General features: G+C 58.3%; 17 protein-coding genes. 6 read left to right on the top strand and 11 right to left on the bottom strand.

What is annotated here, in order from left to right; translation table 11 throughout:
* Window positions 1-2: 2 nt before the first annotated feature.
* The 11 genes from pal to aspS all read right to left on the bottom strand — a co-directional run bounded on the left by pal (window position 3) and on the right by aspS (window position 9,416).
* On the bottom strand, window positions 3-575 hold the full coding sequence (gene pal / locus A3730_RS21395) for a peptidoglycan-associated lipoprotein Pal (RefSeq protein WP_007150084.1): 573 nt from the start codon (window positions 573-575) through the stop codon (window positions 3-5).
* Between the two features lie 45 nt (window positions 576-620).
* Window positions 621-1,943 carry a Tol-Pal system beta propeller repeat protein TolB gene (gene tolB / locus A3730_RS21390; RefSeq protein WP_231880713.1) on the bottom strand — a complete coding sequence of 441 codons (1,323 nt, stop codon included), beginning with the start codon at window positions 1,941-1,943 and terminating at the stop codon, window positions 621-623.
* Window positions 1,940-2,722, bottom strand: coding sequence for a cell envelope integrity protein TolA (tolA, locus tag A3730_RS21385; protein WP_063538872.1), 783 nt, complete (start codon window positions 2,720-2,722; stop codon window positions 1,940-1,942). The genes tolB and tolA overlap by 4 nt, the downstream gene beginning before the upstream one ends.
* Entirely contained in the window at window positions 2,715-3,152 is a 438-nt protein-coding gene (tolR, locus tag A3730_RS21380) for a protein TolR (RefSeq protein WP_063521412.1), read from the bottom strand. Before tolR ends, tolA begins: the two co-directional genes overlap by 8 nt.
* Window positions 3,153-3,154: 2 nt before the next feature.
* Window positions 3,155-3,841 (bottom strand): protein TolQ, encoded by a 687-nt coding sequence (tolQ, locus tag A3730_RS21375; protein WP_063538870.1) that lies wholly within the window; start codon window positions 3,839-3,841, stop codon window positions 3,155-3,157.
* Window positions 3,834-4,277, bottom strand: a complete 444-nt coding sequence (ybgC, locus tag A3730_RS21370; protein WP_063519572.1) for a tol-pal system-associated acyl-CoA thioesterase — start codon at window positions 4,275-4,277, stop codon at window positions 3,834-3,836. The genes tolQ and ybgC overlap by 8 nt, the downstream gene beginning before the upstream one ends.
* Complete coding sequence (gene ruvB, locus A3730_RS21365) at window positions 4,270-5,298, bottom strand: Holliday junction branch migration DNA helicase RuvB (protein ID WP_063519571.1); 1,029 nt, start codon at window positions 5,296-5,298, stop codon at window positions 4,270-4,272. Before ruvB ends, ybgC begins: the two co-directional genes overlap by 8 nt.
* Window positions 5,299-5,409: 111 nt before the next feature.
* Window positions 5,410-6,012, bottom strand: a complete 603-nt coding sequence (ruvA, locus tag A3730_RS21360) for a Holliday junction branch migration protein RuvA (RefSeq protein WP_063519570.1) — start codon at window positions 6,010-6,012, stop codon at window positions 5,410-5,412.
* A 41-nt stretch (window positions 6,013-6,053) separates the two neighbouring features.
* On the bottom strand, window positions 6,054-6,572 hold the full coding sequence (ruvC, locus tag A3730_RS21355) for a crossover junction endodeoxyribonuclease RuvC (protein WP_063519569.1): 519 nt from the start codon (window positions 6,570-6,572) through the stop codon (window positions 6,054-6,056).
* Window positions 6,573-6,815: 243 nt separating this feature from the next.
* On the bottom strand, window positions 6,816-7,553 hold the full coding sequence (locus tag A3730_RS21350; protein WP_063519568.1) for a YebC/PmpR family DNA-binding transcriptional regulator: 738 nt from the start codon (window positions 7,551-7,553) through the stop codon (window positions 6,816-6,818).
* Between the two features lie 99 nt (window positions 7,554-7,652).
* Window positions 7,653-9,416 (bottom strand): aspartate--tRNA ligase, encoded by a 1,764-nt coding sequence (gene aspS / locus A3730_RS21345; RefSeq protein ID WP_063519567.1) that lies wholly within the window; start codon window positions 9,414-9,416, stop codon window positions 7,653-7,655.
* Window positions 9,417-9,795: 379 nt separating this feature from the next.
* Here aspS and A3730_RS21340 point away from each other — a divergent pair, with 379 nt between their 5' ends.
* The 6 genes from A3730_RS21340 to A3730_RS21315 form a co-directional block, all read left to right on the top strand.
* The gene (locus A3730_RS21340) at window positions 9,796-10,170 is read left to right on the top strand and encodes an HU family DNA-binding protein (RefSeq protein WP_063519566.1); all 375 of its coding nucleotides are present in this window, start codon (window positions 9,796-9,798) and stop codon (window positions 10,168-10,170) included.
* 141 nt (window positions 10,171-10,311) lie between these two features.
* Window positions 10,312-10,611: a PA4642 family protein gene (locus A3730_RS21335; protein ID WP_063538868.1), complete on the top strand. Its 300-nt coding sequence runs from the start codon at window positions 10,312-10,314 to the stop codon at window positions 10,609-10,611.
* Between the two features lie 195 nt (window positions 10,612-10,806).
* A complete protein-coding gene (locus A3730_RS21330; protein WP_063520538.1) occupies window positions 10,807-12,027 on the top strand; it encodes a hypothetical protein in 1,221 nt (406 codons plus the stop codon).
* A 10-nt stretch (window positions 12,028-12,037) separates the two neighbouring features.
* Window positions 12,038-12,655: a class I SAM-dependent methyltransferase gene (locus A3730_RS21325; RefSeq protein ID WP_063520537.1), complete on the top strand. Its 618-nt coding sequence runs from the start codon at window positions 12,038-12,040 to the stop codon at window positions 12,653-12,655.
* Between the two features lie 82 nt (window positions 12,656-12,737).
* On the top strand, window positions 12,738-13,940 hold the full coding sequence (locus A3730_RS21320; protein WP_063520536.1) for a HAMP domain-containing sensor histidine kinase: 1,203 nt from the start codon (window positions 12,738-12,740) through the stop codon (window positions 13,938-13,940).
* Window positions 13,937-14,343, top strand: a 407-nt coding sequence (locus A3730_RS21315; protein WP_063538866.1) for a response regulator, incomplete at its 3' end; no start/stop codon positions are given. The genes A3730_RS21320 and A3730_RS21315, both read left to right, overlap by 4 nt.

Genomic DNA, 14,343 nt, shown 5'->3' with positions numbered 1-14,343 from the left:
CCTTACGGACGGCCGGACAGGTAGTTGATTTCTACGCGGCGGTTCTTGGCCCAGTCCATTTCACCGTGGCCAAAGGCTGCCGGCTTCTCTTCACCGTAGGAAACGATTTCCAGCTGTGAGGAAGCAACACCTTGTACGCGCAGGAACTTCTCTACCGCTTTGGAACGACGCTCGGACAGAGCAACGTTGTATTCACGGGTACCGCGCTCATCAGCGTGACCTTCCAGACGAATTTTCGCGTTAGCGTTGTTCTTCAGGTAAGTCGCGTGGGCACGCAGGGTTTCGAAAGCCGCAGCCGGAACGGTGTTGCTGTCGAACGCGAAGTAGATAACGCGAGAATCGGTAGTACCGTCATAGTTGGACGGATGGTTGTAGAAGTTGTCAGCAGTCAGCGGGATGCTGCTGGTGTCCGGCTTAACCGGCTCTGACGGCTCAACCGGAGTCACCGGAGAAGTGTCAGTCTGCTGAGACATGTTGTCAGTCGCAGAAGTATCGTCTTCAGTCGGGGTGCTGGAACAGGCTGCCAGGGCAGCTGCCAACACAATGGCAAACAGCGGGTTAAGTAATGAACGCATGCGAAAAGCTCCTATAATTTCCTAGTATTGGACTCCGAGAACCACTCAGAGGAACGGCGACCATGCCGGTTCTCTGACTTCCCCTTCCTTCGACGGCAGCTCAACTTTCACTCTGCCATCGATGGATACGGCTTCCAGAACCCCCGTTCCCCCGTGTTGCGTCCCGTAAATTACCATACTTCCATTGGGCGCAACACTGGGCGATTCATCCATATCGGTGCGGGTCACAATATTAAATGTGCCGCGCTGGAGGTCCTGCACACCGACATTGAAATTTCCATTTCGCCGGTGCACATAAACGAGATAGCGACCGTCGGGGGTGACATCCGAGCGCGCATTATAGGCGCCCTGGAACGAAACCCGCCGGACCGACTTATCATTTATGTTCAGTTTGTAAATCTGTGGGCCACCGGAACGGCTGGAGGTAAACACCAGGTGCTCACCATCCGGTAACCAGCGCGGCTCGGTATCAATGCCGTAATTGTTGGTTAACCGGGTCAGTGCCTTGGTCGACAGATTCAACATATAAATTTCGGGATTACCGTCCCGCGACAACGTTAACGCCAGCTTCTGGCCATCCGGTGACCAGTCAGGGGCACCGTTGATGCCGCTGAAACTGGACACTTTTTCCCGCTCGGTGGTGGCCAGGCTGTGAATATAAATGGCCGGGCGTCCCTGGTCTTCAAAAGAAACGTAAGCAATTTTCCTGCCATCCGGTGACCAGGTAGGGCTCATGATCGGCTCTTTACTACGCAGAATCGTGGTCACACGATGGCCATCCGCATCCGCATATTGCAACTGATACGGGTTGGCATCATGACGATTGTGTGTCACATAAAGAATCTTGGTGGAAAAGGCACCGGGAATACCGGTGAGCTGTTCGTAGATACGGTCACTGATGGCATGGGCCACATCGCGCAGCTGCGACTCTGGCGGACGATAGGTTTCCGACATCAGTTTTTTCTGCCGGGCCACATCGAACAGCGCATAGCTGACTTCATAACCACCGGTTTCCTGGCGCTTCATGCTGCCCGTGATCACGTATTCCGTGCCCAGCACCTTGAAGTCCCGGTAGATCATTTCCTGTTCATTACGGGGCCGGCTGAGCATGTCTTCCGGCGGCAGCGGCTTGAACTGGCCACTGCGATGCAGGTCGGCCTGAATAATCTCGGACACATCTTCCGGCGCATTTTGCGCGCCATCAAAGGGCACGACTGCGATCGGCACCGCGTCCACGCGCCCTTCTGTTACCTTGATCAACAACTCAGCCTGGGCATTTACCATCCACAGGGCGGCCATCAGGGCGATGCTGACTTGTGTCCACACTTTGCGTTTACAGGTTTGCTGCATCCTTAACACACTTCTCATTGTGCAACTCCAGGATCAAATTCGATCACCAGTGAGCGAAACTGTTCGTTAAACAGCTGGCCATCCGGTACCGGTAGCGGGCTGGCCAACTTGACGGCATTCATGACCGATTCGTCGAAATCCGGGTAACCACTGCTTTGTGCCACCGATACATTGATCACTTCACCGCCCGGGATCATCTGTATTTTAACCCGCGTGGTGATGTCATCCCGGTTACGGTAATTGCCGGGAATCCGCCAACGCTGCCCCACATGGGCGGCGATGGCGTCGGTAAAACTGGCCACTTCAGCGTCAGCCTGATCCGCATTGCTGGCCGCTTCCTGATCGGGCTGATCAGACGCCTTGCTCTGCCTGTCCGTTTCCAGCTCTTCCTCCGCCAGCATTTCTTCCACGCTGGGAGTGTCAATGTCGGGCACTACCGGTTTCGGATCCGGTTTGGGCGCTGGCTTCGGGTCCGGCTTCTTCACCGGATCCGGTTTTTTTTCCGGCACAGGCTTGGGCTTGGGTTTTGGCTTGGGCTTGGGCTCCGTTTTCGGTTCAGGCTTGGGTTTCGGTTTCGGTTTCGCTGCCGGCTTGGGCGTCGGCTTCACTTCCGTTTTTGGCTTCGCCACGGGCGCCTTCTGTTGTTTCGAGCGCTCCACCATGGTGGCCTTTACATGGGGCGGCACCACGGGGGCCTTGTGCAGAGACGGGTCCGTGCTCCAGCTAAACACCAGCAACCCGAATACCAGCAGGTGGATAAACAGCGTGAACAGCAACCCAACGCGGCGATCACTCATTGCGTCCCTGCGGTTCTGTCACCAACCCCAGCTGGGAAATACCCGCTTCCTGTAACGCGCCCATCAGCGACACCACCCGGGCATAGGCCACGTTGCCATCGCCTTCCACCAGAAACAGGGTGGACGGCTTGTGCTTGTGGATACGCAGCACATGGCCTTTCACGGTTTCCAGACTGGAAGATTTCTGGCTCTCGCCACCCACATCGATGAAATAGCTGCCATCGGCGGTAACGGAAATGATCACCGGTTCGTTCTTGGTGGTATCAATGGGGTCGCTGTTACTGTCCGGCAGGTCCACATTGATGCCCTGGGTCATCATCGGCGCCGTGGCCATGAAGATCACCAGCAGTACCAGCATCACATCGATGTAGGGCACCACGTTCATCTCGGCAACGAGCTTGCGCGGCACCCGTATCTTTACGCCGCTCATGCTCATGCTCCGCGCCCGTGGGCCTGACGGTGAAGTACGGAAGAAAACTCTTCCGCAAACATCTCATTTTCCGTCAGCAGGGCGTCGCTCTGGGCGGAGAAGCGGTTATAAGCCATCACCGCCGGGATCGCCGCGAACAGGCCAATGGCCGTGGCAATCAACGCTTCTGCAATACCCGGAGCCACCACACTGAGGGTCGCCTGCTTCACGTTGGCCAGCGCCATAAAGGAGTTCATGATGCCCCAGACGGTACCAAACAGGCCCACATAGGGACTGGTAGAACCGACCGTGGCCAGAAACGGCAAGTGTTTGGTCAGGCGAGTCTGCTCACGCTGCAGGGCCACGCGCATGGCCCGTTGAGCACCATCCATGACCGCTTCGGCACCACGGGTACTTTTGGAAAGCCGAACAAATTCCTGAAAACCGGCACGGAAAATGGCTTCAGTGCCGGAGTCCACATCCGGGTCCTTGCGGCTCTGGTTGTAGAGGGACGCCAGATCATCGCTGGACCAGAACTTTTCCTCAAAGGCACGGCCCGCACGATGGGCACGGCCGAGCACCCGGAAACGGCCCACAATCATGTACCAGGACGTCAGTGACGCCAGAATCAACAGCGCCATCACCAGCTGCACCACCACGGTGGCATTGCTGATCAAACTGACGACAGACATGTCGGATGCCTCAACCATGTAGCCCTTCTCCTTTGCTGGCCGCGCTAAATTTTTTATACAGTGCCGGCGGAAGTGCCGACGGCTTCAGGGTATCGGCGCTCACGCAGGCCACTTTAATCTCTGCCTGGCAGATTAAGGCGCCCGTTTTACGCACCTGCTGATCAAACACCAGCGTGGCCTTACCCAGTTTTTTCAATGAGGCTGTCACCGTCAGCGCATCATCAATACGTGCCGGTTGGCGATACTGCACATTGGCGGAATGCACCACAAACTGAAAGTTTTCATCCGCCAGCGCATAGTGCTGATAGCCCAGCGTGCGCAGAAACTCGGTGCGCGCCCGCTCCATGAATTTCAGATAATTCACGTAATAGACAATGCCACCAGCATCAGTGTCTTCGATGTAGACGCGCACCGGCAGGGTAAATTCCCCGTTTTCCTGATCTTTTTCAATCATTAAACAAATCACCGTCACGGCGGGGACGCTGCAGGCCAAAATGGCGCCAGGCATGATTGGTCACCGCCCGCCCGCGCGGGGTGCGCTGAATGAAGCCCTGCTGAATCAGGTAAGGCTCCACCACCTCTTCCAGGGTGCCGGAGTCTTCATTGAGCGCCGCCGCCAGGGATTCCAGCCCCACCGGCCCGCCATCAAATTTGTGCATTATCATGTCCAGCAAGCGGCGGTCGGTGCCATCCAGGCCACAACTATCCACTTCCAGCATGTCCAGAGCCCGCTGAGCGATGTCTTCGGTAATGCGGCCATCGCCTTTCACTTCGGCGTAATCACGCACTCGACGCAACAGGCGATTGGCAATACGGGGGGTTCCCCGGGCCCGGCGTGCCACTTCCATGGCTCCCGCCTTTTCAATGGGGATGGCCAGGATGTCGCAGGCGCGGCTGACAATGTCGGACAGGTCATCCACGGAATAGAATTCGAGGCGTTGCACAATGCCGAAGCGATCGCGCAATGGAGCGGTGAGCAAACCGGCGCGGGTGGTCGCCCCCACCAGGGTAAACGGCGGCAGGTCCAGCTTGATCGAGCGAGCGGCCGGGCCTTCACCGATCATGATATCCAGCTGATAGTCTTCCATGGCCGGGTAGAGAATTTCCTCTACCACCGGAGAGAGGCGGTGGATTTCATCCACAAACAGCACGTCGCCCTCTTCCAGATTGGTCAGGATAGCCGCCAGATCTCCGGCTTTTTCCAACACCGGACCGGATGTGGACTTGAGTTCGCAGCCCATTTCACGGGCAATAATGTGCGCAAGGGTCGTCTTGCCGAGACCCGGCGGGCCAAATATAAGGGTATGGTCGAGCGCTTCATCGCGGCCGCGCGCGGCATCAATAAAGATTTCCAGGCGCTCGCTGACTTTCGCCTGCCCGTGATAATCCGCCAGGCTGGCCGGGCGAATGGCCCTGTCCTGTTGCTCTTCGTGGCTGCCAACCGCAGCCGCGGTAATGACTCGTTCGTTATCCATGCCTGCGGCGGGCTTGCCTCTACATCGTTGAATGTGGCTAGCGTAGCGCACCCTGATACCGAACTGCTATTACTGTTATCACAAAGTGAAAGGCGATATCAGGGTGCAGCGCTAGCGGGCCAGGCTTTTGAGCGCCTTGCGGATTAATTGTTCACTGCTGAGGCCATCCTCATCCGCGGCTTTGGCCACCGCCGCGGATGCATCCTTGTTGCGATAGCCCAGCGCTTCCAGGGCGGCAATGGCATCGCTACGGGCGTCATCGGGCTGTCGGGTATCCACCAGACCGGGCAGATTCACCGGGCCGCCGTCAATTTTGTCGAGCCGATCGCTCATTTCGATCACCAGCCTCTCGGCGGTTTTCTTGCCAATGCCCGGCACCTTCACCAATGAGGTCGTGTCCTGATCCTGAATACAGCGTGCCAGCCGATCCGCTTCGATGCCGGACAGAATCGCCAAGGCCATTTTCGGCCCCACGCCGTTCACCTTGATCAAGGCACGAAACAACTCTCGTTCATAACGGTCGGCAAAGCCATACAACAGCTGGGCGTCTTCGCGGACCACAAAATGGGTATGCAGGGTCAGTTCTGCGCCCGCGTCGGGCAGGTCGTAGAACACGGTCATGGGGGCTTCCACTTCGTAGCCAACGCCGCTCACATCCAGCAGCAATACCGGAGGGCGTTTTTCCAGCAAGGTTCCGCGAAGTTGTCCGATCATGGGGTTATCCGTGTTGTTAACGTGTAATTAAAGGCGCCAGCTTAACGAAGCCGCCCTCGCCTGACAGCCGTGGCACCGCCCATTCTGGCCAGAGAAACACGCATATGCGCGTGGCAGAGGGCGATGGCCAACGCATCAGCAGCATCTTCCTGGGGGCGCTGTTCCAGCTTCAACAGGTACTTCACCATTTCCCCCACCTGATTCTTTTCCGCCCCACCTTTGCCAACCACTGCCTGTTTTACCTGGCGAGCGGAATATTCGAACACCGGAACATGGGCCTGCATGACCGCAGCAATGGCAGCCCCCCTGGCCTGGCCCAGTTTCAGGGCGGAATCCGCATTGCGCGCCATAAAGACTTTTTCAATGCTGACTTCCGCCGGGCCGAATTCTTTCACCACCTGATCAATGCCCGCGAATATTTCCCCCAGGCGCGGCGGCATCTCCTTGTGGGTGGTAGTGATGGTACCGAATGCCACGGCCCGGGAGCGGTTCCCCACCTGCTCTACCAACCCGTAACCGGTACGGCGCGAGCCGGGATCAATGCCTAAAATAAGCGCCATATTTCTCTGACCGATAATGAAAAGACAGCTGCCTGATAGCTGGCCCAGTTCTACCCGAGCACTGTCCAAATGTCCAGCTTCTAGCTTCTAGCTTCTAGCTTCTAGCTTCTAGCTTCTAGCTTCTAGCTTCTAGCTTCTAGCAAGATTGTGGCCCGACACCAAAATGCACAAGCTGAATAACAGAAAACCCCGACATAGCGGGGTTTTGGTTTTCCTCGTAGCTAGCCGCTCGCCGCTAGTTAGCTATTCTTCCGGCGCCGGCCAGCTGGCGTTGGTATAGACGTTCTGCACGTCATCCAGATCTTCCAGCATGTCGATCATCTTCTGCACGGTTTCCGCGGTATCGGCATCCATTTCCGCTTCCGTGGACGGGTGCATGGTGACTTCCGCTTCGGCGAACTCCAGCCCGGCTTCGCGCAGGGCATCAACCACTTCACCGAAACTCTTGTCCGGTGTGGTGGTGACCACAAAGCCGTCATCGCCCACTTCTTCCACGTCTTCTGCGCCAGCTTCCAGAGCCACTTCCATCAACTTCTCTTCGTCTACCCCCGGCTCAAAGAAAATTTCGCCACGCTTGGTGAACAGGAAGGCCACAGAACCGCTGGTACCCAGATTACCGGCGAACTTGGAAAAGGCATGGCGCACTTCGGCCACGGTGCGGTTCACGTTATCGGTCATGGTTTCTACCAGGACCGCCACGCCGCCCTTGCCGTAGCCTTCATAGGTGATTTCGTCCATGTTGCCGTCGTCATCACCGCCGGCACCACGCTTCACGGCCCGGTCGATGGTGTCGCGGGTCATGTTCTGCCCCAACGCCTTGTCGATAGCCGCGCGTAGACGCGGATTATCGTTGGGTTCGCCGCCACCCATCTTCGCGGCCACGGTGAGCTCACGAATCAGCTTGGTAAAAATCTTGCCGCGTTTGGCATCCTGGGCCGCCTTGCGGTGTTTGATGTTGGCCCACTTACTATGTCCTGCCATATTACCTCCGCCAGCACGCAGCACGCGTCACGCAACACATTTGCGGCACGCTTGTTTGCGTGAAGCGTGCTGCGTGGTGCATGCCTGCGTCTTTCTATATCAACCTTCTTCTTTTCGTACCTGTACGCCTACTTCACGCAGCTGTTTGTTGTCCACCGGTGACGGCGCGTTGGTCATGGTGCACGCTGCGGTCTGGGTCTTCGGGAAAGCAATCACGTCACGGATCGACTCACAGCCCGTCATCAGCATGACCATGCGATCCAGGCCGAAAGCCAGACCACCGTGGGGCGGCGCGCCGTACTTCAAGCCGTCGAGCAGGAAGCCAAACTTCTCGTCCGCTTCTTCATCGGAAATGCCCAGCGCTTCGAACACGGTGCGCTGCATGGCCGGGTTGTGGATACGGATGGAACCGCCACCCAGCTCGGTGCCGTTGAGCACCATGTCATAGGCCCGCGACAGCGCTTCCGCCGGGTTGCTCTTGAGCTCTTCCGCGCTACAGCTGGGCATGGTGAAGGGGTGATGCAGGGCGTGGTACTGCCCTTCGTCTTCCTCGAACATGGGGAAGTCCACTACCCACAACGGTGCCCACTCGCCTTCAACCAGGTTCAGGTCGTGACCCACTTTAACGCGCAGAGCGCCCAGGGCCTCGTTGACGATCTTGGCCTTGTCGGCACCGAAGAAGATCAGGTCGCCGGTCTCGGCGCCGGTGCGCTCAAGAATGCCCTTGATGGCATCGTCGGTGAGGAATTTCAGGATCGGCGACTGCAGGCCTTCTGCGCCAGACGCCAGATCATTGACCTTGATGTAAGCCAGGCCCTTGGCACCATAGATGCTGACGAACTTGGTGTAACCGTCGATATCCTTGCGCGACAAGGAACACCCCCCCGGCACTCTCATGGCCGCCACCCGGCCTTTCGGATCGTTGGCCGGGCCGGAGAATACCTTGAAGTCCACACCGGCCAGCAGATCGGCGATGTCGATCAGCTCCAGCGGAATACGCAGGTCCGGCTTGTCGGAACCAAAACGCTGCATGGCTTCAGAGAACGGCATGCGCGGAAAGTCCGGCAGCTCCACATCGAGCAATTCTTTAAACACCGAACGCACCATCCGCTCGGTAATCCCCATGATGTCTTCTTCCTCTACAAAGGAAGCTTCCAAATCAATCTGGGTAAACTCCGGCTGGCGATCGGCGCGCAGGTCTTCGTCACGGAAACACTTGGCAATCTGGTAGTAACGATCAAAACCCGCCACCATCAACAGCTGCTTGAACAGCTGCGGAGACTGCGGCAACGCAAAGAAGCTGCCGGGATGGGTCCGGCTGGGTACCAGATAGTCACGGGCCCCTTCCGGGGTAGCGCGGGTCAGGATCGGGGTTTCCACGTCCATGAAACCTTCGCCTTCCAGGAAGGCACGGACCACATGGGTCAGACGCGAACGAAACTGGAAGTTTTTCAGCACTTCCGGGCGGCGCAGGTCCATATAGCGGTACTTGAGGCGCACCTCTTCACCGGCGGCGGAATGGGCATCCAGCTCAAACGGCGGCGTCTCGGCCTCATTGAGGATAGTCAGTTCCTTGCCCAGCACTTCGATGTCACCGGTGGACATCTTGCTGTTACGCACCGCTTCGTCGCGCATGCGCACCCGGCCGCTCAGGCGCACGACATACTCGCTGCGCACTTTATCGGCCAGGGCAAAAGCTTCCACCGTATCCGGGTCGAAGACCACCTGGACCAGACCATTGCGATCGCGCAGGTCGAGGAAGATCACCCCACCATGGTCACGGCGGCGACTGACCCAACCGCAAAGCTCTACTGTTTCTCCGTCGTGGGAGGCTCGCAAATCACCGCAATAATGGCTTCGCATGCTTAACGTCCGCTTCTATTCTGATTACGCCGTCCGGCTCATTGAAGGCGATCCCAGGCTCGCTGGAACCTGCCCCGACGCCGGACCACTGAAAAAGGCGCCACAGTATAGCGATTCAACCGTCCCCGAGCCATGCCAGACGGCGATTCACTGCCAAACGGGCCACATGCCTACCTAATTTCACAAAATACCTTGAAAAATAGTGTCTCAACGCCTTGTGCCCTGAAAATCCATGGCATATAAAAGATGCGAACCCTATCAGGGGGCCACTGTGTTGTGCAGTCCAGGGCCACACCTGACAAGGAAGCACCGCCGGTTATCCGCACCATTGCGGAACCAATACAACATCAGGAAGACACCAATAAGGGGTAAGCAATCCATGGCTGCAAAGAAAAAGACAGCTGCTAAAGCATCCAGCGCTACAGCGGCTCGCAAGGTGAAAACCATCACCGAACCGATGAACAAAACCCAGATCGTTAACCAGATCAGTGAAACCACCGGCCTGACCAAGAAAGACGTCAACGCGGTTTTCGACGAACTTGCCGATATCATGGAAGGTCACCTGAAAAAGCGTGGCGCCGGCCAGTTCACCCTGCCGGGCCTTCTGAAAATCGTGACCCAGAAAAAACCCGCCACCAAAGCACGCAAGGGCATCAACCCGTTCACCGGGGAAGCCACCACCTTCGCAGCCAAACCTGCCCGCACCATGGTCAAGGTTCGCCCGCTGAAGAAACTGAAAGACATGACCGCCTGATTCATGCTCCACCACCGGGTGCCTGGCGCCCGGTGGGCTCTCCCCGCCCATTTCATCGCGCCACCCCTGACTTGTTTGCCCCACGCTGGCCCCCAAAGGCCGCAAGCCTCTATAATGCCGCCGCATACGGAGGAGATCCCCATGGCTGAACGTAAAGACAAGCAGAAGGTGATCGGCGAGCCGATGACCGATGAACAGATTGCAGTATTTCTCGATTTCCCTCCTGAAGAGGGCGTAAACGGGGACTTCCACTTGCTGGAAAAAGCGTACCGCGCCCTTCGCGCGGAGGATTTCGCCCGCTTTCTGACGTTTTTCAAGGACCAGAACCGGGATCTGGATGCCCGTGATCCACAAGGTCGCACCTTGCTAGACCTGGTTACCCAGCACCCGAAAGGCAACGATTACGCGCAGGCCCTGCGCGATGCCGGCGCCACCGCCTGATTCCCGCCCCTCCCCCTCACCTGCCCGGTGCAAACCGGGCAGGCATAACAACGTTACACTCCAGTCAGCAAACTCATACTGACCAGAACTTGTTCACATCCCGCCCGCATGGCATTGTTATGCCATACAGGGCTATCGGGGCCCGGCGAACCTGTTCGCCTACAAACACAACAACAACAAGAGCTGTAAAACACCATGGCAGCATATTCTGTACCGTTCTGGCGCTCTCTGTGCCTGATCGCGCTCTGCGCTATCAGCTTGCAACTCCATGCGGCCCGCGATGACGAGGCCGACGACGAAATGGACGAAGTCACCCCGGAAGAACTGCAAATGCAGGAAATCCCGGTGGATGAACGTATTTTCGTCGAAAAATGGAACGAGGTGCCTTACAAGAAAAGCTACTTCACCTATACCGACAAGCAAATCCGCGACAAATGGGAATACCTGATGCGCGGCCTGAAGGTGCCCTACCCATCCGCCGCTTACATGAAGGAACAGTTCGAAAAGTACCCCTTCATGAAAGAGGATATCAAAGACTGGAACGGTGATTATCAGGTGCTGGAGGCTCGCAGCCTGCAGGTATGGCGCAAGTTCTTTGCCGGCGACTTCCAGGAAGCCCGCGAAGAAGGTCTCAAACTTGGCCCCATCGGCAAGATTCCTGCCCTGTTTTCCCAGCTGATGTACGCCATCTATCTCGCTGATCGTCAGAGCACCAAATACATGATGCTCCAGGACGTGGCCAACCAGGCACAAGAGTACTTTGATGACATGGAAGAAGCGGCCGACGATCCTGCGGTGGCCCCCATTGTCGCCTCGGTGAAACTCGGTTACGCCTACGCCATTGCCCGCATCGCGGAAGAATCTCCGGTGCCGATCGTGGTCGCCCGCCGTTATATCGGCAAGATCAAGAACAGTGCTGAAGAGGTGGTTGAGATCATGCCCGAACAACCGCTGGCCCATGCCTTCCGCGCCGGCGTGGACGCCGGCATCATGCGCCGGGTGGGCAAGTTCACCGGCCGCATGACCTATGGCGCGCGCACCACCACGGTGGAAGAATCCTTTGCTGACGCCCTGAAGCTGGCCCCGGATATTCCCATCGTCAATTACGAATACGCCAACGCGCTGATCTACATGAACCGCAAACGTGACCTGAACGAAGCGATCAGCTACCTGGAAAAAGCCATGAAGATCCGCCCGGAATTTTCCATGGATGCGCTGGACGTTATGTACTCCTACAAGCGCCTGCAGGAAGTGCGCCTGTATGCGCTTAACTTCCGCAGTTTCCGCAAGTTCGAAAAACTGCGTCGCAAGTTCAGCAAGAAAACAGACCGGAACCTGACCAGCATTATCAGCGACCCGCTGAGCATGGATATGCTGAACAACCCGGACAAATACATCCTGCCAGAGCGCAACTAACAGGCGACACATGTCCCTCTACGAAGACAAGCTGTTCCCGGTATTACTGGATTGGGCCACCCGTCCGGTCTACCGGGACCGGCAACGGCTGCTGGCCCAGGCCAGCGGCCGGGTTTTGGAGCTGGGCGTCGGCACCGGCGCCAACTTCCCTTTCTACAGCCATACCGCCACCGAAATTCATGGCATCGAGCCGGCCGGCGGGCTACTCACCCTGGCCCGCGACAGTGCACAACAATGCGATGCCCCTGAACGCTTTCACATCCAGGAAGGCGATGCTCAACAGCTGCCCTACCCGGACCAGCATTTCGATACGGTAATTGCCTGCCTGGTGTTCTGCACCATTCCGGACCCGGACCTGGCGGCGCGGGAAGCCTTCCGCGTCCTCAAACCCGGCGGTACCCTGCTGTCACTGGAGCACGTACTCAGCGAACGCCCCTGGATTCAACGCCTGCAAAAAACGCTTAACCCGGCATGGAAACCGCTGGCATGCGGTTGCCAGCTCACCCGCGATACCGCTCGTATTTTCCAGCGCGCAGGCTTTCAGCCCGAAACGGCCCGCCAGCACCGCCATCCCAAACTGCCCGCCTTTGCCGGCGAGTTATACGAAGGGCGACTGCTGCGGCCTTGAAGAGCAGTTGAACGTTCAACTCGTCCCCCCCCGGGCAAACTGCCACACCTGCCCGCGCCGATTTACCGTTACAATAGCCACCATGGATAATCGCCCCCCCTTATTGAACTGGCGTCTGCGACTGATCTGGCTGCGCAGCCTGCTGGTACTGGTCATCACGCTGGCCCTGATTGTGCTGCAGCGTTTCGGCCACACCGGCTATCAGCTCACGGAGCTGGGCTGGCTGGGCGCATTACTGCTACCCAACCTGGTCACGCTGCTTACGCGCAAGGTCCACGGCCGCCGCCACAGCCAGTTATTGACGCTGGAACTGGCCATGGACGTGGTGCTGTTTGCCGGCCTGATTCAGGGGTTCGGGGGCGCGGGGAACCCCCTGTCGTTTTACCTGCTGGTCCCCGCCCTGATGGCCTCGCTGACCCTGCCCATGACGGGGGGCCTACTGGTCGCCCTGCTGGCACTGGGCGGCTACATGGTGTCGCTGAGCTGGTATCAAATGCCCGCCATGAACAGCCCGTTACATGCCCTCAGCCACCAACTCAGCGGCTTGCACAGTGCCGGCATGGCCGCTGTCTTCATCGCCCTGCTGGTCATGCTCAGCCTGCTCGGACAGGTCATCCAGAGACTGATGCGACAACAACAACGGCAACAGGAACAGGCACTGGATCTGGCCGGGCGCCGTGAGCATATGTATCAGGTAGCCGCGACCCTGGCGGACCAGGCCCATGAACTGAATACCCCGCTGGGCACACTGGTGATGCTGGCAGACAACCTTATTCACGCTCCCGAAATGCCCGACTCACTGCGTCCGGAAGTCGAGCAAATGGATCACCTGGCCCGCAACGTGGCCAGCCGACTCAAACAGGGCACAGACGCCCAGCTGGAATCCGGACTCCCCCTCAGCGTGCTGATTCAACAATTACAACAGCACCTGCGTCATCTGGCACCCACCCTCAAGGTGACGCATGCGCTGGAAACCGACCCCCAGGTGGCCGACAGTCAGAGCTGGTTCCGGGTACTGTGCAATCTGGGCTACAACGCCATGGACGCCGGCGCCACGCGACTGGCCATCACCGTCAGCAATCATGCGCCGCTTTATCGACTCCAGCTCAGTGATGATGGCCCGGCACACCCGGACTCAGAACGCGAAGGCCTGGGCATGGGGCTCACTCTGGTGCACTCCAGCCTGGCGCAAATCGGTGCCGAACTGGAAATGGACTTTGGCCACAGCTGGACCCAGGCGCGGATTCACTGGCCGCAAACCGACAGCCCGGGAGCCGCATCATGAACAACGCCTCTCTCACCCGTCAGCTGTTGCTGGTCGAAGACGATGACTTGCTGGCCGAGCAAACCGCCCGGGCGCTGAGCCGCCATGGCGCCCAGGTCCATGTGGCCCATGATCGCGAGCAGGCATTGCAGCTGATCGCGCAGCTAACCGCACAGAGCGCCCCGCTGGACGGCGCGATTCTGGACCAGAACCTGGGCAGCGATAATGGCCTCGACCTGATCGAGCCGATCCGCCAGCACTTCCCCCTTTGCCGGGTGATCCTGTTGACCGGCTACGGCAGTATCGCCGCCGCCGTCGCCGCCACCCACCGTGGCGCGCATAACTATCTGACCAAACCCGCTGGCGCCAACGATATTCTGCAGGCACTGGATGCCGACCCGGCCAGCCAGGCCCTGCCCCTGCC

The sequence above is a fragment of the Alcanivorax sp. HI0044 genome (genome assembly GCF_001634945.1).
Note: the sequence above shows the minus strand (reverse complement) of the source record. Positions and strands in the feature narration are given on the sequence as shown.